Annotated in this window: 15 protein-coding genes; 8 read left to right on the forward strand and 7 right to left on the reverse strand. The window is 71.7% G+C overall.

The window, feature by feature from the left end; translation table 11 throughout:
* Position 1: 1 nt before the first annotated feature.
* From ACZ6R6_RS01320 to ACZ6R6_RS01340, 5 genes are all read right to left on the reverse strand, one after another.
* Positions 2–1,879, reverse strand: a complete 1,878-nt coding sequence (locus ACZ6R6_RS01320; RefSeq protein ID WP_470089206.1) for a S9 family peptidase — start codon at positions 1,877–1,879, stop codon at positions 2–4.
* Between the two features lie 175 nt (positions 1,880–2,054).
* Positions 2,055–2,993 (reverse strand): amino acid ABC transporter permease, encoded by a 939-nt coding sequence (locus ACZ6R6_RS01325; protein ID WP_470089207.1) that lies wholly within the window; start codon positions 2,991–2,993, stop codon positions 2,055–2,057.
* Positions 2,990–3,658: an amino acid ABC transporter permease gene (locus ACZ6R6_RS01330; RefSeq protein WP_470089209.1), complete on the reverse strand. Its 669-nt coding sequence runs from the start codon at positions 3,656–3,658 to the stop codon at positions 2,990–2,992. The genes ACZ6R6_RS01325 and ACZ6R6_RS01330 overlap by 4 nt, the downstream gene beginning before the upstream one ends.
* Positions 3,659–3,717: 59 nt before the next feature.
* The gene (locus ACZ6R6_RS01335) at positions 3,718–4,527 is read right to left on the reverse strand and encodes a glutamate ABC transporter substrate-binding protein (protein ID WP_470089210.1); all 810 of its coding nucleotides are present in this window, start codon (positions 4,525–4,527) and stop codon (positions 3,718–3,720) included.
* A gap of 35 nt (positions 4,528–4,562) precedes the next feature.
* Entirely contained in the window at positions 4,563–5,318 is a 756-nt protein-coding gene (locus tag ACZ6R6_RS01340) for an amino acid ABC transporter ATP-binding protein (protein WP_470089212.1), read from the reverse strand.
* Positions 5,319–5,556: 238 nt separating this feature from the next.
* Between ACZ6R6_RS01340 and miaB the strand changes: the two genes are divergently transcribed.
* The 4 genes from miaB to ACZ6R6_RS01360 all read left to right on the forward strand — a co-directional run bounded on the left by miaB (position 5,557) and on the right by ACZ6R6_RS01360 (position 9,794).
* On the forward strand, positions 5,557–7,053 hold the full coding sequence (miaB, locus tag ACZ6R6_RS01345) for a tRNA (N6-isopentenyl adenosine(37)-C2)-methylthiotransferase MiaB (protein WP_470089213.1): 1,497 nt from the start codon (positions 5,557–5,559) through the stop codon (positions 7,051–7,053).
* A 205-nt stretch (positions 7,054–7,258) separates the two neighbouring features.
* Positions 7,259–7,927: a class III extradiol ring-cleavage dioxygenase family protein gene (locus ACZ6R6_RS01350; protein WP_470089215.1), complete on the forward strand. Its 669-nt coding sequence runs from the start codon at positions 7,259–7,261 to the stop codon at positions 7,925–7,927.
* Between the two features lie 119 nt (positions 7,928–8,046).
* Positions 8,047–8,664, forward strand: coding sequence for a helix-turn-helix transcriptional regulator (locus ACZ6R6_RS01355; protein WP_470089217.1), 618 nt, complete (start codon positions 8,047–8,049; stop codon positions 8,662–8,664).
* Complete coding sequence (locus ACZ6R6_RS01360; RefSeq protein ID WP_470089219.1) at positions 8,661–9,794, forward strand: aminotransferase class I/II-fold pyridoxal phosphate-dependent enzyme; 1,134 nt, start codon at positions 8,661–8,663, stop codon at positions 9,792–9,794. Before ACZ6R6_RS01355 ends, ACZ6R6_RS01360 begins: the two co-directional genes overlap by 4 nt.
* Here ACZ6R6_RS01360 and ACZ6R6_RS01365 read toward each other — a convergent pair.
* Complete coding sequence (locus ACZ6R6_RS01365; RefSeq protein WP_470089221.1) at positions 9,746–10,726, reverse strand: ribonuclease Z; 981 nt, start codon at positions 10,724–10,726, stop codon at positions 9,746–9,748. The genes ACZ6R6_RS01360 and ACZ6R6_RS01365 overlap by 49 nt on opposite strands.
* Positions 10,727–10,745: 19 nt before the next feature.
* On the opposite strand from ACZ6R6_RS01365, the gene ACZ6R6_RS01370 reads away from it, so the two are divergent.
* Positions 10,746–11,261 (forward strand): methylated-DNA--[protein]-cysteine S-methyltransferase, encoded by a 516-nt coding sequence (locus ACZ6R6_RS01370; protein WP_470089222.1) that lies wholly within the window; start codon positions 10,746–10,748, stop codon positions 11,259–11,261.
* A gap of 91 nt (positions 11,262–11,352) precedes the next feature.
* Here the strand turns inward: ACZ6R6_RS01370 and ACZ6R6_RS01375 are convergent, their stop codons facing one another.
* Entirely contained in the window at positions 11,353–11,700 is a 348-nt protein-coding gene (locus ACZ6R6_RS01375) for an antitoxin (protein ID WP_470089224.1), read from the reverse strand.
* 182 nt (positions 11,701–11,882) lie between these two features.
* Here ACZ6R6_RS01375 and miaA point away from each other — a divergent pair, with 182 nt between their 5' ends.
* From miaA to ACZ6R6_RS01390, 3 genes are all read left to right on the forward strand, one after another.
* Positions 11,883–12,788: a tRNA (adenosine(37)-N6)-dimethylallyltransferase MiaA gene (gene miaA / locus ACZ6R6_RS01380; RefSeq protein ID WP_470089225.1), complete on the forward strand. Its 906-nt coding sequence runs from the start codon at positions 11,883–11,885 to the stop codon at positions 12,786–12,788.
* 94 nt (positions 12,789–12,882) lie between these two features.
* Positions 12,883–13,689, forward strand: a complete 807-nt coding sequence (dapF, locus tag ACZ6R6_RS01385; RefSeq protein ID WP_470089226.1) for a diaminopimelate epimerase — start codon at positions 12,883–12,885, stop codon at positions 13,687–13,689.
* Positions 13,690–13,750: 61 nt separating this feature from the next.
* Entirely contained in the window at positions 13,751–16,027 is a 2,277-nt protein-coding gene (locus ACZ6R6_RS01390) for a tetratricopeptide repeat protein (RefSeq protein WP_470089228.1), read from the forward strand.
* The last annotated feature ends 169 nt before the right edge of the window (positions 16,028–16,196 follow it).

The raw sequence follows: 16,196 nt of genomic DNA on the forward strand, positions 1-16,196 counted from the left end.
GTCAGCTCCGGAAGATCTGCTGGTAGAAGGCGAGTTCGGTGGCCAGCGCCGCGCTGCGGGTCTCGGCGCGGCGGAAGCCGTGGGCCTCGCCTTCGAAGGTGAGATAGGTGCAGGGGACGCCACGTTCGGCGAGGGCGTCGGCGAAGGCCTGAGACTGGGCGGGGGGGACCACCGGGTCCGACAGCCCCTGCAGGAGCAGCATGGGGCAGCTCACCCCGGCGACCCGGCCGAGGGGCTCGCGCGAGCCGTACAGGACGGGGTCGGCGGGGCCCACCAGCCATTCGATGTAGCGGGACTCGAAGTCGTGGGTGGTCGCGACGAACGGGGCGAGCGCGCTGACGCCGTAGTAGGAGACCCCGCCGGCGAACGCGCCGGAGGTGCAGCAGGCCACCATGACCGTCCAGCCGCCCGCGCTCCCGCCCCGGATCGCGATCCGTCCCGGGTCTGCCAGGCCCTCGGCCGCCAGCCACTCCGCGGCGGCGATCGAGTCATCCACGTCGACCACGCCCCACTGACCGCGCAGCCGGTCTCGATAGGCCCGGCCGTAGCCCGTGGAGCCGCCGTAGTTGAGGTCGAGCACGCCGATGCCGCGGCTGGTGAAGAACGCCTTCTCCAGGTCGAGGGCGCCGCTGGCGCGCCCGGTGGGGCCACCGTGGACGAACACCACGTAGGGCGGGGCGCCGTCGCCGCGGGCCCGCGGGTTCGACGGCGGGTAGACGAACGCGTGGACCCGGCGGCCGGACCGGCCTTCGATCTCCACGGCCCGCGCGAGCGGCAGGTAGGCGGGGTCGGGCAGCTCGTCGATGTCGCGGCGGAGCTCCTCGGCCCGCCCGGTCGCGGTGTCGACCCGGACGATCGACCGGGGCGCCGTCGCGCCGTATCCGATCCCGGCCAGGACGCGCCCGTCCGAGGCGAGGACCTGCTCCCAGCCGTCGTAGGGCACCTCCAGGTCGGCCAGCACGCCGCTGTCCGGGTCGAGGACGCCCAGCCGCGGGTCCCCCCGTCCGTGCAGGACCGCGATCCGCCCGTCGGCCAGCACCTGGTACGGCGGGCCGCCGAGCTGCCACAGCGGTCCGGCGAACTCCTCCTCCAGCGGGTGGAGCGCCTGGAGCGAGGTGCCGTGCATCCCGACCCGGTAGAGGTTCCACCAGCCGGAGCAGTCGGAGATCAGGTAGAGGTGCCGGTCGTCGCGCCACTGCGGGGCGAGCACCGATTCGGAGGGCCCTCCTCTGACCGTCCAGGAGGCGCCGTCGGCCAGCCGGGTGACCCGCAGCTCGGTGCCGTTCCACGGCATGCGGGGGTGGTCCCAGCAGATGTAGGCCAGGTGCTCGCCGTCGGGGGAGAGGGCGAGGCAGGCGTAGAAGTCGCTCCCGCCGACCCGCTCGCGCGGCGCGTCCTCGCCGTGCAGTGGGACGGACACGATGGAGCGGCTGATCCCGCCGCCGTGGTGCCGCTCCTGGACGCACCAGATCTGCCCGTCGTGGACGACCATGTCCGCGTAGCGGAGCCCGGACTCCTGGCCGGGGACCGGTGTGACCGGCCGCGGCTCGGCGCCGGGGAGCAGCAGGTAGAGGCGCTGGTCGGCGAGGTTGGCGAACACCACGCCCCCGCCGGGGACCACCGCGTAGGAGCGCCCGCCGTACTCGTGGACGCGGGTCCTGGCGCTCCACGGGGCGGCCAGCAGCTCGCGGCACGCGCCGTCGGCGGCCCGGTGCACGATCGTGGTCCGGCCGCCCTCCGCGGGGCGGTCCTCGGTCCACCACACCTCTCCGCCGAGCACCGTCGGGAACCCCAGGCGCAGCCCGGACCGGGCCACCCCGGTGCTGGAGATCGGGGAAGGCCAGGTGGCGTACGGCAGGACGGCCTGCTCGGGGGACATGGCGTAATCCTGCCCGATAACCCGCCGCCTGTCGCCGGTATGGCGCGCATCCCGCGCGACATGCGGTGATTCTGTGTTCCGGAACGCCGGAGGGCGGCCACCGCGACCGGTGACCGCCCTCGGCGGAACCTGGACAAGCTCCCCGGAACCGGGGCTGCCCGTATGCGGAGCCGCCTCAGTCCACCGCGGACACCTCGCCCGATCCGGGCGCCACGACCGCTCCGGGCGGGGCGACCGGCTGGGCCGTCGTCTTACGGCTGCGGCGGCTGCGCCTCTCCAGCCAGGTGGCGACGGCCCCGACGATCAGGTTGATGATGATGTAGACGATCGCGATGACGATCACTGCCGGGATGATGTTGTTGAAGTTGGACGGCAGCACGCGCGCCCCCGCGTTCAACAGGTCCTCGAACGAGACGATGAACCCCAGGGCCGTGTCCTTGAGGAGCACGACGAGCTGCGCGACGATCGCCGGCATCATGGCCGTGACCCCCTGCGGCAGCAGGATCATCCGCATGACCTGGCCCTTGCGCAGCCCGATCGCGAGTGCCGCCTCCGACTGGCCGCGCGGGATGGACAGGATGCCCGCCCGCACGATCTCGGCCAGCACCGACCCGTTGTACAGGACCAGGCCGGTCACCACCGCCATGAACGGGGTCACGGTCAGTCCGAAGACCGCGCTCCCGCCGTACATCACCGCGAAGATCATGATGAGCAGCGGGATGGCCCGGAAGAACTCGACCACCGCTCCCGCCGGGACGCGGATCCAGGCGTGGTCGGACAGCCGGCCGATGCCGAAGACGAACCCGAACGGCACCGCGATCACCGCGGCGACCGCCGCCGCGCTGAGCGTGTTGAACAGGCCGGGCAGGATCAGGTTGACCCACACGTCGCCCCGGAGGAACGGGGTCCACAGGTCGGCGTTGAGCTGGTTCTTCTCATCCAGCTTGGTCACCATCACGTAGACGGCGAACAGCGCGACGAGGACGACCAGCACCGTGAGCACGGTGTTGCGCATCTGGGCGCGCGGGCCGGGAACGTCGTAGAGGACGCTGGCCCGATCCGGCGCGGACGCGCGCTTACGCGTTTTTCTCGGTTCCGCGGTCAGCGTGCTCATCGAACCACCGCCATGCGCTTGGACAGCCAGGTGAACAGCAGTCCGGTGGGCAGAGTCAGGATCAGGAAGCCGAGCGCGAAGCCGAAGAAGATCGGGACGACCGCGTCGCCGTGCGACTCGAAGAGCGTCTTCATCGTCAGGGAGGCCTCACCCACCCCGATGGCGGCGGCGATCGTGGTGTTCTTGATCAGCGCGATCAGGACGCTGCCCAGCGGGGCGACCACCGCGCGGAGCGCCTGGGGCAGCACGATCATCCGCAGGTTCTGGAAGAAGGTCAGGCCGATGGCGCGGGCCGCCTCGGCCTGGCCGAGCGGCACCGTGTTGATCCCGGCCCGGATCGCCTCGCAGACGAACGCCGCCGTGTAGGCCGACAGGCCGATGATGGACAGCCAGAGATAGTTCGTGGACAGGCTCGTGGAGAACGAGATGTCCAGCACCAGGCCGAGACCCAGTCCACAGAACACGATCACCAGCGTCAACGGGGTGTTCCGCACGATGTTCACGTACGCCGTGCCGATCCCGCGAAGGACGGGCAGCGGGCTGACGCGCATCCCGGCGAGGACCGTCCCGAGGACCAGCGCCATGAATCCGCTGGTGAGCGCGAGCCGGATCGTCAGCCAGAACGCGCTCAGGATGACCGGGAATTCGTCGAAGAGTGCCTGCACTCATCCCTCCAATAGCGGTCGGCCGGGGCGTTCGCACACCCCGGCCGATTCGGGGCCGATCAGTAGCGCTCGACGGTCGGCGGGGTGGTGAAGAACTTCCCGAACTCGCCGAAGTTGGCGTCGACGGCCTTCTTCCAGCTGCCGTCCTTGAACATCTTCTCCACGGCCGCGTTGAGCTTCTCGCGGGTGTCCTTGTCGTCCAGCTTCACGCCGATGCCGTACTTCTCCTCGGAGAAGGGCTTGCCGACGAGGCGGAACTTGCCGGGCGACTGGGTGGCGAACCCGGCCAGGATCGTCGCGTCGGTGGAGATCGCGTCGACCTGCTTGTTCTCCAGCAGGGGCAGGCAGGCGCCGTAGCCCTGCTGCTCGGTGAGGTACTGGCCCTTCCAGGCCTCGCCGAACTTCTCGACCAGACGCTTGGGCGAGGACGAGCCCTGGGCGCCGCAGACCTTCTTGGTCTTCAGGTCGTCGACACCGTTGATCGTCGTGTCGTCGGCGCGGGTCAGGATGTCCTGACCGGTCACCAGGTACGGCCCGGCGAAACCGATCTTCTTCTTGCGGTCGTCGGTGATCGAGTAGGTCGCGATCACGATGTTGACCTGGCCCTGCTGGATGAAGGACTCGCGGTTGGCCGAGATGGCCTCCTTGAACTCGACCTTGTCGTCGGTGTAACCGAGCTCCTTGGCGACATACTTGGCCACGTCGACGTCGAAGCCCTTGAACGAACCGTCCGGCTGCTTCTGTCCCAGGCCAGGCTGGTCGAACTTGATTCCGACGACGAACTTGTCACTGCCGCCGCTGCACGCGGTGAGACTCGCCGCCGCGGCCGCCACCGCGATCACCACGGCTCCAATACGACGTACACGCATCTTGCTACCTCTTCTTCTTAAAGGGGGGTGAGCCGCTAGTGCGTAAGGATCTTGGAGAGGAAGTCCTTCGCCCGGTCGGTCCGGGGTGCGGTGAAGAACTCCTCAGGTGTGTTCTCCTCGACGACCTGCCCCTCGGCCATGAACACCACCCGGTTCGCCGCGCGGCGGGCGAATCCCATCTCGTGGGTCACGACCATCATCGTCATGCCCTCCTGGGCGAGGCCGATCATGACGTCGAGCACCTCCTGGACCATCTCCGGGTCCAGCGCCGAGGTCGGCTCGTCGAACAGGATCATCTTGGGGTCCATGGCCAGAGCGCGGGCGATGGCCACGCGCTGCTGCTGACCTCCCGACAGCTGCGCCGGATACTTCGACGCCTGGGCGCCGATGCCGACCCGGTCCAGCAGCTCCATGCCCCGCCGCTCGGCCTCGGCCCTGGCGATGCCGCGGACCTTGATCGGCCCGAGCGTGACGTTCTCCAGGATCGTCTTGTGCGCGAACAGGTTGAAGGACTGGAACACCATGCCGACCTCGGATCTGAGCTTGGCCAGCGTCTTGCCTTCAGCCGCGAGCGGCTGCCCGTCAAATGTGATTGTTCCGCCGTCTATCGTCTCAAGCCGGTTGATCGTCCGGCACAGGGTCGACTTGCCGCCACCTGAAGGGCCGATGACGACGAGGACCTCGCCACGAGAGATCGTCAGATTGATGTCACGCAGGACGTGCAGGTTGCCGAAGTGCTTGTTGACATCCGCAAGCACAACCAGAGGAGTCGTGTCCCCGTTCTCCGTCATGGTGGACAACGTAATTCTGTAAAGGGCACCCAAGGCTAACCCTGCGGTACCGATCAGATCACGACCTGCCAGTTTCGGGTAAAAAATGGACCAGCTTCTGTCAGATCTGTGCGAAAGCGGCCGGATCGGGTGTCAGTTTGTACGGCGCGGCGCTCTCCGGGACCGTCCCCGCCGCGCTCCGGTAAGCGGACGGGCCGTACCCGGAGGCCGTGCGGAGCGCCTACCCTTGTCTACTGAGATGACTGTCACCGTGGAGAGCGCCCGCACGTACGAGGTACGTACCTACGGGTGCCAGATGAACGTGCACGACTCCGAGCGCCTGTCGGGCCTTCTCGAAGACGCGGGCTACGTCCCCGCGCCCGAAGGGGCGACGGCCGACGTGGTCGTGTTCAACACCTGCGCCGTGCGGGAGAACGCCGACAACAAGCTCTACGGCAACCTCGGGCATCTGCGCCCCTCGAAGGTGAGCAACCCCGGCATGCAGATCGCCGTGGGCGGCTGCCTGGCGCAGAAGGACCAGGGGGAGATCGTCCGCAGGGCGCCCTGGGTGGACGTGGTGTTCGGCACCCACAACATCGGCTCGCTGCCGGTGCTGCTGGAGCGGGCGCGCGTCCAGCAGGAGGCCCAGGTCGAGATCAAGGAGTCCCTGGAGACCTTCCCGAGCACGCTGCCGACCAAGCGGGAGTCCGCCTACGCCGCGTGGGTGTCGGTCTCCGTCGGGTGCAACAACACCTGCACCTTCTGCATCGTGCCGGCGCTGCGCGGCAAGGAGAAGGACCGCCGTCCCGGCGACATCCTCAACGAGGTGCGGACCCTGGTCGACCAGGGCGTGCTGGAGATCACCCTCCTGGGCCAGAACGTCAACACCTACGGCGTGGAGTTCGGCGACCGGCTCGCCTTCGGCAAGCTCCTGCGGGCCTGCGGCGACATCGACGGGCTGGAGCGGGTCCGCTTCACCAGCCCGCACCCGGCGGCGTTCACCGACGACGTCATCGCGGCCATGGCCGAGACGCCCAACGTGATGCACCAGCTCCACATGCCGCTGCAGTCCGGCTCCGACCGGATCCTCAAGGCGATGCGCCGCTCCTACCGGGCCGAGCGCTACCTGGGCATCATCGAGCGGGTCCGCGCGGCCATGCCCGACGCCGCCATCTCCACCGACATCATCGTGGGCTTCCCCGGCGAGACCGAGGAGGATTTCCAGGGCACGCTCGACGTGGTGCGCGAGTCGCGCTTCGCCAACGCCTTCACCTTCCAATACTCCATCCGGCCCGGCACCCCCGCCGCCACCATGGACGACCAGATCCCCAAGGAGGTCGTCCAGGAGCGTTACGAGCGGCTCGTCGCCCTGCAGACCGAGATCTCCTGGGAGGAGAACAAGAAGCAGGTCGGGCGGACGCTCGAGGTGCTGGTGGCCGAGGGGGAGGGCCGCAAGGACGAGGCGACCCGCCGCCTGTCGGGCCGCGCCCCCGACAACCGCCTGGTCCACTTCGCCCCCGGTGAGGAGACCCCGCGCCCCGGTGACATGGTCGCCGTCGAGGTGACCTACGCGGCCCCCCACCACCTGGTGGCCGACGGCCCGGCGCTGAAGCTCCGCCGCACCCGCGCGGGCGACGCCTGGCAGGCCCGGCAGGCCGCCCCGGCGACCACCGGTCCCGGGGTCATGCTCGGCATGCCCTCGATCGGCCGCCCCGCCCCGGCGCAGGAGCCCGCGGGCTGCTCCACCCGCCCCTGAGCGAGCCGCCCGGATGAGGCGACCTCATCCGCGCCCCGCCGTACGGTGCTCGCGTGCCCGTACGGCGGTGCGGTGCTTCCACGGCCGTCCGGCGGTGCGGTGCCCGTCCGGCTCCCCTCCGGCCGTCCGGCGGTGCGCGGTGCGGCACCCGTCCGGCCTGCGGCGGCGGGCGGCCGCGGCGGAGGGACTCCGTTAGTCTGGCCGGGTGCTTGCCGCCGTGGCTGTCTGCCCGCATCCTCCGCTGCTGATCCCCGAGCTGGCCGGTGCCGCGGCCCCGGAGCTCGACGAGCTCCGGGCGGCCTGCGCCGCCGCACTGGGCGCCCTGCGGGACTGCGCGCCCGACGTGATCGTGGTGGTCGGCGGCGCCGACCGGGCCGGGGTCCATGGCGCCGACGCCGCCGGGAGCCTCGCGCCCTGGGGCGCCGACGTCCGGGTCGGCGCCGGTGAGCCCGTCCTGCCGCTCTCCCTGTCGGTCGGCCGCTGGCTGCTGGAGCGGGAGGGGATGGCTGCGTCGTGGTTCCACGCCGTACCGTTCGACGCCTCCGCGGAGACGTGCGCCGCGCTCGGCGCGCGGCTGGCGGACGCGCCCGGCCGGGTGGCGATGCTGGTCATGGCCGACGGCTCCGCCCGCCTCACCGAGAAATCCCCCGGATACCTGGATCCCCGCGCGCAGCCGTACAACGCCGCGATCGTCGGGGCGCTCGCCCGGGGCGAGGTCCCGGAGCTGGATCCCGGCGAGGCCGCAGAGCTGTGGGTCGCCGGCCGTGCGGCCCTCCAGGTCCTCGCCGGAGCGGGCGGCTCCCTGAACGGCGAGGTCCTCTACGACGGCGCCCCCTACGGGGTGGGCTACTTCGTCGCCCGCTGGGTGGAGTGATCCCCGGCCGGTGACCGGCGTGTTCTCCGTAGAGGGGGACGGCCTCGCGTTCGCCCCGCGTCCCGTCCGCACGCCGCTCGCTTGGACAGAAAGTCCAATCTGGACTTATTGTCTTAACCATGAACGATCCGAGGGTGGCGCAGTGGTCGCCCGTGTGCGCGGCGATCGCCGCCCTGCTCGCCCCGCACGCCGAAGTCGTCCTGCACGACCCGGAGCGGGACGAGATCCTGGCGATCTGGAACCCGATGTCCGGGCGGGAGCCCGGCGACCCCTCGCTGCTCGGCGAGCTCGACCGGCTGACTCCCTCCCCGTCGGGGGTGTACGGGCCCTACGAGAAGCTGCTCGCCGACGGCCGGCGGCTGTCCTCGGTGAGCGCGGTCGTCACCGGCGCCGAGGGGCGCCCCTCGGCGCTGCTGTGCGTCAACGTCGACCGCACCCCGCTGGACCAGGCCGCCGCCCTGCTCACGGCCTTCGCCGCGCCCGTCACCGAACGGCCGCGGGCGCTGTTCGAGCAGGACTGGACCGAACGGGTGGCCGAGACCGTGGGCGCCTTCGTCCGTGACCGCCGGCGGCCGCTGGAGCAGCTCACCAGGGAGGACCGCCTGGCCGTGCTGGCCGAGCTCGACCGGCTCGGCGTGTTCGGCGTGCGGCGGGCCGTTCCGGTGGTGGCCAGGGCCCTGCGGGTGTCCCGCTCGACCGTCTACACCCTGCTGTCCGATCTCAGGAGCACGTCATGACCTTCCTGCCCGACTTCAAGCTCGAGACCCACTTCTCCCGATGGGAGTTCGCCGCCCGCCACCACCTGACCGCCTCGGACGCGGAGACCATGTCGATGGCGGAGCTGCTCGCGCTCGCCGACGGCGAGGACCGCCGGGCCTGGGCGGAGCTGCGGCTCGGCTACACCGAGACGTTCGGCGACCCCGGCCTGCGGGAGGCGATCGCGGCCACCTACGCCGACGTGCGGCCCCAGGACGTCCTGTGCTTCGCCGGCGCGGAGGAGGGCATCTACCTGGCGATGCGCGTCCTGCTCGGCCCCGGCGACCACGCCGTCGTGATCACACCGAACTACCAGTCGGCCGAGACGGTCCCGCTGGCGCTGTGCGAGGTCACCGGGGTGGCGCTGGACGCCGGACGGGACTTCGCCCTCGACGTCGGGGCGGTCGAGGCGGCGCTGCGGCCCAACACCCGGGTGGTCTCGGTGAACTTCCCCAACAACCCGACGGGGAAGCTGATCCCGGAGGCCGACTTCCGGCGCCTGGTGGAGCTGTGCGACGCGCGGGGGATCCACCTGTTCAGCGACGAGGTCTACCGCGGGCTGGAGCTCGACCCCGCGCGCGTCCTGCCGCAGGCCGCCGACCTGTCCCCCCGGGCGCTGTCGCTCAACGTGGTCTCCAAGGCGTACGGCCTGCCCGGACTGCGGGTCGGCTGGATCGCCTGCCGCGACCCCGAGCTGCTGACCAGGCTGGAGCGGGCCAAGCACTACACCTCCATCTGCAACGCGGCGCCGAGCGAGATCCTCGCCCGGATCGCGGTGAAGTCACGGGAGGCGATCCTGGCCCGTAACCGCGGGATCATCGCCGCCAACCTGCCGATCTTCGACGCCTTCTTCGCCGAGTTCGCCGACCTGTTCGAGTGGGCGCCGCCCGAGGGCGGCTGCGTCTGCTTCCCCCGCTATCTGGGGCCCGGCTCGATGGACGACTTCTGCGAGAGCCTGGTCAAGGAGGCCGGTGTGCTGCTGCTGCCCGCGAGCCTCTACCGCTCCGAGCTCACCGACGTCCCCGCCGACCGCTTCCGCCTGGGGGTGGGCCGGCACGGGGCTCAGGAGGCGCTCGACGCCTTCGCCGCCTGGCTGCGCGCCCGCTGGTGAGAGGTCCCGCGGTCCCGTCGGGGGACGGGGACGCGCATCAGGTCATGGGCGAGGACGACGTCGCCGTCGAAGGACCCGCGGGCCTCCTCCAGGAAGCGGGGCCCGTCGCCGGCGTCGTAGCGTTCGGAGAAGTGGGTCAGGACCAGGCTGCGGGCGCCGGACTCGGCGGCGATCCGGCCCGCCTGGGCGGCGGTCAGGTGGCCGTACTCCTCGGCCAGTCTGGCCTCGGAGGACAGGAACGTCGACTCGATGATCAGCAGGTCCACGCCCTCGGCGAGGGCGAACGCGCCCTCGCACAGCCGGGTGTCCATGATGAACGCCGCGCTCTGGCCGGGCCGGGGCTCGCTGCAGTCGGCCAGGCGGACGACGGACCCGTCCGGGGCGGTCACCGTGCCGGTGCGCTGCAGCTCGCCGACCGACGGGCCGCCGATCCCCCGTCCGGCGAGGAGCTCGGGGATCATCCGGCGGCCGTCCGGCTCGTCGAGGCGGTAGCCGTAGGATTCGACGGGATGGGAGAGCGGGCGCGCGGTGAGCGTCACCGGGCCCGCCTCGAAGGCCGCGACCGGCCCGGAGAGCGGACGCTCGGCGATCACCGAGGTGTCGGCGAAGGAGCTGGCGTGGCGCAGGCGGCGCCAGTAGGTCTCACCACTGGCGGGATAGGCCGCCTGGACCTGGTGGGCGACGCCGTCCCGGGCGATGCGCTGGACGATCCCGGGGACCCCCAGGCAGTGGTCGCCGTGGAAGTGGGTCACGCAGATCCAGGTGATGTCGTGGGAGCCGACGCCCGCGTGGAGCATCTGGCGCTGGGTGCCCTCGCCGGGGTCGAACAGGAAGCCCTGGCCGTCCCAGCGCAGGAGATATCCGTTGTGGTTACGGTGGCGGGTGGGCACCGCGCTTGAGGTGCCGAGGACGACGAGTTCGCGAAGGGACACAGTCCACATGGTAGGAACCGTGGCGTTCGGGAGTGTCCCGACACCGCTGGGGGACATGCTCGTCGCCGTCACGGAGACCGGCGTGGCCGGGGTCGGCTGGAGCGGCCGGGAGGGACTCAGGGCCCGCATCCTGGAGGGGCTCAAGCTGGTCGAGGTGGACGACCCCGGCCGGACGGCCGCGGCACTCGGCGAACTGGCCGGATACTACGCGGGCGAGCTGCGGGCCTTCAGCGTCCCGGTGGACTGGCGGCTGACCTCGCCGGTGCAGCGCAGGGTGCTCGGCACGCTGCACGAGACGGTGGCCTACGGCGAGGCCGTGACCTACGGCGAGCTCGCCGCGCGGAGCGGGACCGGGGTGCCCGCGCGCGCGATCGGGTCGATCATGGGGGCCAACCCCATCCCCATCATCGTCCCGTGCCACCGGGTCGTCGCCGGGAACGGACTGGGCGGTTTCAGCGGGGGAGAGGGCGTGGAGTCCAAGCGGTGGCTGCTGACCATGGAGGGCTACCTGCAGCCGACACTCGACTGGGACTGAACCGATCGGGGCCGACCGGCCGGGGCCGGGCGGGACGCGCGGGAGCCGCCCGGGGACTCAGCCGGGCGGTCCGCGTCAGAAGTCGCATCGCTCAACCGGTGTGCGGAGGCCGGTCGGCCTCACCGGAGCTCCGAGGCCCGCCTGTCTCACCAGGGGCCTGGGACGTCCCGGTCTCGCCAAGGGACTGTGAGGTGTCGGGCTCGCCAGGGACCCGGGGCGTGGCCGTCTCGCCGGGGACCGGGGACGTCCCGGTCCGGCCGTCGATCATGTCCGCCCGCTGCCTGGCCTGATCAGCCGCGGCGTCGATGTACTGGTCGTACTGGCCGCCTGTCTTGTCCTTGGCCATCTGTGCTGCCTTGTCGATGCCCTGGTCGGCGAGCTCCTCGACCTTGGCGCCGTGCTCGCCGAGCATGCTCCGGAGCTTGTCGAAGATCGACATAGGCTGTTCCCCCAATTACGGTGATGCGATCTTATGGGGCAAAAGGACCGGTTTGATGGCTTCTTGATGGGATATGTCCGCTTCGTGGTCCAGGGAAACGGAAACCCGTGTCAAAAAGGCGTCTCGCGGTCTCGCTGAGCACCGTCTCTCATGCACCCCCGATGAGTTGACACACTTGTCCCGTGCGTCAACTACCAGTCATCGCCGTCATCGGGCCCACGGCGGCCGGGAAATCCGATCTCGCCGTGGACCTCGCCCTCGAACTGGGGGGCGAGGTCATCAACGCCGACTCCATGCAGCTCTACCGGGGAATGGACATCGGAACGGCGAAGCTGTCCCCGGCCGAGCGCCGTGGGGTCCCGCACCATCTGCTCGACATCTGGGACGTGACCAAGACCGCGAGTGTGGCCGAATACCAGGCGCTGGTCCGGCCGATCATCGACGGGCTGCGGGACAGGGGCGTCGTGCCGATCCTGGTGGGCGGTTCCGGACTCTACGTGCGGGCCGCCCTCGACGGCCTGGAGTTCCCCGGCACCGATCCGGAGATCCGCGCCCGGCTGGAGGCGGAGCTGGAGCGCACCGGCCCGGCGCCGCTGTACGAGCGCCTCCGCGAGTGCGACCCCAGGGCCGCCGAGGCGATCCTGCCCGGCAACGGCCGCAGGATCGTCCGCGCGCTGGAGGTCGTCGAGTTCTCCGGACGGCCGTTCTCGGCCACGATGCCGTCCTACGACGCCGTCTACGACAGCGTGCAGCTGGGCGTGGAGGTGCCCAGAGAGGTGCTGGACGCGCGGGTCGCCTCGCGGGTGGAGCGCATGTGGGAGGCCGGGCTGGTGGCGGAGGTCCGGGAGCTCGCCGCGCGGGGGCTCGCCGGAGGCCGTACGGCCAGCCGCGCGCTCGGCTACGCCCAGGTGCTGCGCTTCCTCGACGGGGAGTGGACCGAGCGGCAGGCGATGGAGGAGACGGTCCGGGCGACGCGCAGGTTCGTCCGCCGTCAGGAGTCGTGGTTCCGCCGCGACCCCCGGGTGATCTGGCTCCCCCAGCAGTCTCCGGACCTCCTCGACCAGGCGCTCACGCGGGTGCGCCGGTGACCCGGCGGCGCGGGACCGGGGGGCCGTCGGGGGCGCCGGGGCGGGGCCCGCGCTCGCCGCGGGAGCTGTGACGGACAGGGCCTAGAGTCGGAACATGCGATTCGTAAAGGGACACGGAACCGAGAACGACTTCGTCATACTTCCCGACCCCGACGGTGAGCTGGAGCTGTCGGCCGCGCTCGTGGCCGCGGTGTGCGACCGGCGGGCCGGGATCGGCGCCGACGGCGTGCTGCACGTGATGCCGACGATGCTCAGCCCCGAGGTGGCCGACCAGGCGGGTGCGGCCGAGTGGTTCATGGACTATCGCAACGCCGACGGCGGCATCCCCGAGATGTGCGGCAACGGCGTGCGGGTCTTCGCCCGCTACCTGGTCGATGCGGGGCTGGCGGCCCCGGGTGAGTTCGGTGTGGCGACCCGGGCGGGGGTCAAGCGCGTACGGCTGGCGGAGACCGGCGACGTGACCGTCGACATGGGGCTGCCCCGGCTGCTGGGCGGCAGCCGCACGTCCGTGGCGGGCCGGGAGTACGAGGGCCTCCACATCGACATGGGCAACCCCCACCTGGCCTGCGTCATCGGTGACCCGGTGGCCCAGCTCGACCTGAGCCACCAGCCCGCGTTCGACCCGGAGATCTTCCCGGCCGGGGTGAACATCGAGCTGCTCAACCCGGTGGGGCCGCGCCGGGTCGTGGTGCGGGTCTTCGAGCGGGGCTCGGGCGAGACGCGCTCCTGCGGCACCGGCGCGGTCGCCTCGGCCGTGGCCGCCGCGCAGCTGTCCGGAGAGACCGCCGGCACCTGGGCGGTCGAGGTTCTGGGCGGCACCGTGACGGTCACCCTCGACGAGCACACCAGCTACCTGGCCGGCCCCGCCACTCTGGTCGCCTCGGGCGAACTCACCCTGTGAGGGCACACGCGTGAGCCGAGTCGTTTGGGGCATGCTCGCCGACCTGGCAGACTGACGTCCCATGGACGTGGACATCTGGGCCTGGGTCGGCGACACCCAGCGGCAACTGCACGAAGCCGGGCACACCGGTCTGGCCATGGCGATCGGCGATGTGCCCGCGCAGGCGCTGGAGGGCCGATACTCGCAGCTCGACGTGCTCGCGCCGGCCATCGCGCAGCAGGCGGAGAACCTGGAGCTGCCCTGGCTTGAGTTCTACGCCCGTTACTGGCACCTCATCGGCCGCGTCGGCGACCGGGCCCAGGGCGCGGTCGCGATGGCCGACGCGGAGACGCTCGTCGAGTTCGCCGGGCGCGAAGACGTCCGTGAGTGCCCGGCAGCCCCCGGCGCCGTCATCGCGCTGGCCGTCGCGCAGGCCAACACCGACGGCCCCGGCTACGCGGCCGAGCGGCTGGCGGCCCTGGCCGCCGCCGAGGTCGGCCCTGACTCGCTGGCCTTCTCCGCCATCGCCGAGCAGTACGTCGCGGCCCTGATGGACGCCGGCCGCGGCGCGGAGGCGGTCATCCACGCCGAGTCCGCCGTGGCGAGGCTGGGCGACGCCGGCCGCGAGGCGAGCTGGGAGCTGGGCGCGGCCTCGGTCCGCGCGCTCCTGGCCGCCGGCCGCGCGCAGGACGCGCTCATCGCGCTCGACGCCGCGACGGGGTTCAAGCCCGACGACCCGGTGGCCAAGCCGCACCGGGAGGGCGTGCTGCGCGCGCTCGTGCTCGCCACCCTGGGCCAGGTGCAGGAGTCCGTCGACGCCCTGCCCGACCTCGACGTGGTCGGCGAGCACCCGCGCGACTGGGTCGAGTGGACGCACGCCATCCGCGAGCTCGCCGGGTCCGGCCGGATCACCAACAGCTGGCAGCTCGGCCGGGTGCTCAAGCAGTGGATCGACTACTTCGCCATGATGGGCGGCTACCGCGCGCGGGTCGATCTCGCGCTCGTCGCCGGTGACCTGGCCATCGCCCGGCAGGGTGTGTGGCAGGCCCGCCTGCTGGCCGATGTCGCCGAGTCCGCCGCCGGTGAGCTCAAGGCCCCCGGCGACGTCGCCGAGCGGATCGCCGCGCTGCGCGCCGCCGCCGACGGGGCCACCCCGAAGGAGGCCCCCGGTCCGCAGGCCGAGCTGGTCGGCTACTTCGACGCCGCCGACGGCTTCAACGCCGACCCCGAAGACTGGGTGGGCTGGCTGGCCCCGCTGTCCGGGCAGGACCTGGCGGCCACCCGCCGGCACACCACCACGATGGGCTTCCTCGGCTACCCCGCCAAGGGCGCCGACGTCTACTGGACCATGCTGGTCGAGTCCGGCGGCATCGAGACCGCCGACCCGCAGGACGTCTCCTACCTCACCGGTCTGCTGATCGAGGCCCGCCAGGACGAGCGCCTGGAGCAGATGGCCGAGCGGCTCCCCGACGCCCAGCGCCATCTGGCCCTGGGCCGCCTGCACCGCGCCCGGGAGCGCTGGGAGCAGGCCGCGGCCGAGGGGGAGGCGGCGGTCGCCGCCGGCGCGGGCGCCGAGGCGAGCCGGCTGTGGTCGATGGCGGTGCAGCAGACCGGCGACAACGCCAAGGGCGCCAAGATCCTGCGTGACCTCCTCGACGCCGGGGAGGTCGAGCAGGAGGACATCTGGCGGATGATCACCATGGCGACGGCCGCCGAGGACTGGGAGACCGTCCGCGCGGGCACCGCCGCGGTCGGCATGCCGCTGCAGTCGACCGAGGGGCCGATCGAGGAGGAGATGGGCCTGGTGCGCATCATCCTGCCCGCCCCCGACGGCAGCCAGCGCGCGGTCATCAGCGTGCGCACCGGTCCGGCGACCGCCCGCCTGGCCATCCCGCAGCCCCCCGGCATGGACTACAACGCCGGCGACCTGGTGGTCTTCGACCCGCAGCTGCTGGAGCCGCTCCCGGAGAAGCCCGAGGACCAGGAGGGTTTCATCCCGCCGTTCGCCGCGGTCAGCATGCTCCGTCCGGGCGGTTACACGAGCTGGTTCTTCGACGGCGCGGCCCCCAGCGAGGCCGACTGGACCGAGTTCAACGACGTCATGGCCGAGCGCGGCTGGCCGATGTGGGTTTACAGCGACGAGAACTACACCGTGAGCCACCCGACCTCCGGTGAGCGGCTGCCCGGCGTGTTCGGCTGGGTCGCGGTCCCGCCGGACGTCACGCCGGTCGAGGTGGACGCGCTGCTCGACGACGCCACCGAGCGCTGGGTGCACCCGCTGGCCTGGCTCGACCTGGCCAAGGCCGTCGACGTCGAGGTGGAGCGGCATGAGCGCATCACCAAGGAGTACGGCCTGTAGGCGGGCTCTCCGGCGGCCCTGCGCGCCGCCGGGGCCACGCGCCGGCCGGACCGTCGCGCGGGGCCCCGGCCACCGGCTCCGGACTCACCGCACCGCCCGTGAGGCGACCCCCTCACGGGCGGTGCGCTCTCCACCTCTAGAATCTCATTCTGTGCGTTCCGCGCCCCGG

It is taken from the genome of Streptosporangium sp. NPDC048886, assembly GCF_055586905.1.

Coding starts and splice junctions, on each gene's coding strand:
- ACZ6R6_RS01355 (WP_470089217.1), top strand. CDS start 8,047: ATGAACGATCCGAGGGTGGCGCAGTGGTCGCCCGTGTGCGCGGCGATC.
- ACZ6R6_RS01375 (WP_470089224.1), bottom strand. CDS start 11,700: ATGTCGATCTTCGACAAGCTCCGGAGCATGCTCGGCGAGCACGGCGCC.
- ACZ6R6_RS01335 (WP_470089210.1), bottom strand. CDS start 4,527: ATGCGTGTACGTCGTATTGGAGCCGTGGTGATCGCGGTGGCGGCCGCG.
- ACZ6R6_RS01390 (WP_470089228.1), top strand. CDS start 13,751: ATGGACGTGGACATCTGGGCCTGGGTCGGCGACACCCAGCGGCAACTG.
- dapF (WP_470089226.1), top strand. CDS start 12,883: ATGCGATTCGTAAAGGGACACGGAACCGAGAACGACTTCGTCATACTT.
- ACZ6R6_RS01360 (WP_470089219.1), top strand. CDS start 8,661: ATGACCTTCCTGCCCGACTTCAAGCTCGAGACCCACTTCTCCCGATGG.
- miaB (WP_470089213.1), top strand. CDS start 5,557: ATGACTGTCACCGTGGAGAGCGCCCGCACGTACGAGGTACGTACCTAC.
- ACZ6R6_RS01320 (WP_470089206.1), bottom strand. CDS start 1,879: ATGTCCCCCGAGCAGGCCGTCCTGCCGTACGCCACCTGGCCTTCCCCG.
- ACZ6R6_RS01340 (WP_470089212.1), bottom strand. CDS start 5,318: ATGACGGAGAACGGGGACACGACTCCTCTGGTTGTGCTTGCGGATGTC.
- ACZ6R6_RS01325 (WP_470089207.1), bottom strand. CDS start 2,993: ATGAGCACGCTGACCGCGGAACCGAGAAAAACGCGTAAGCGCGCGTCC.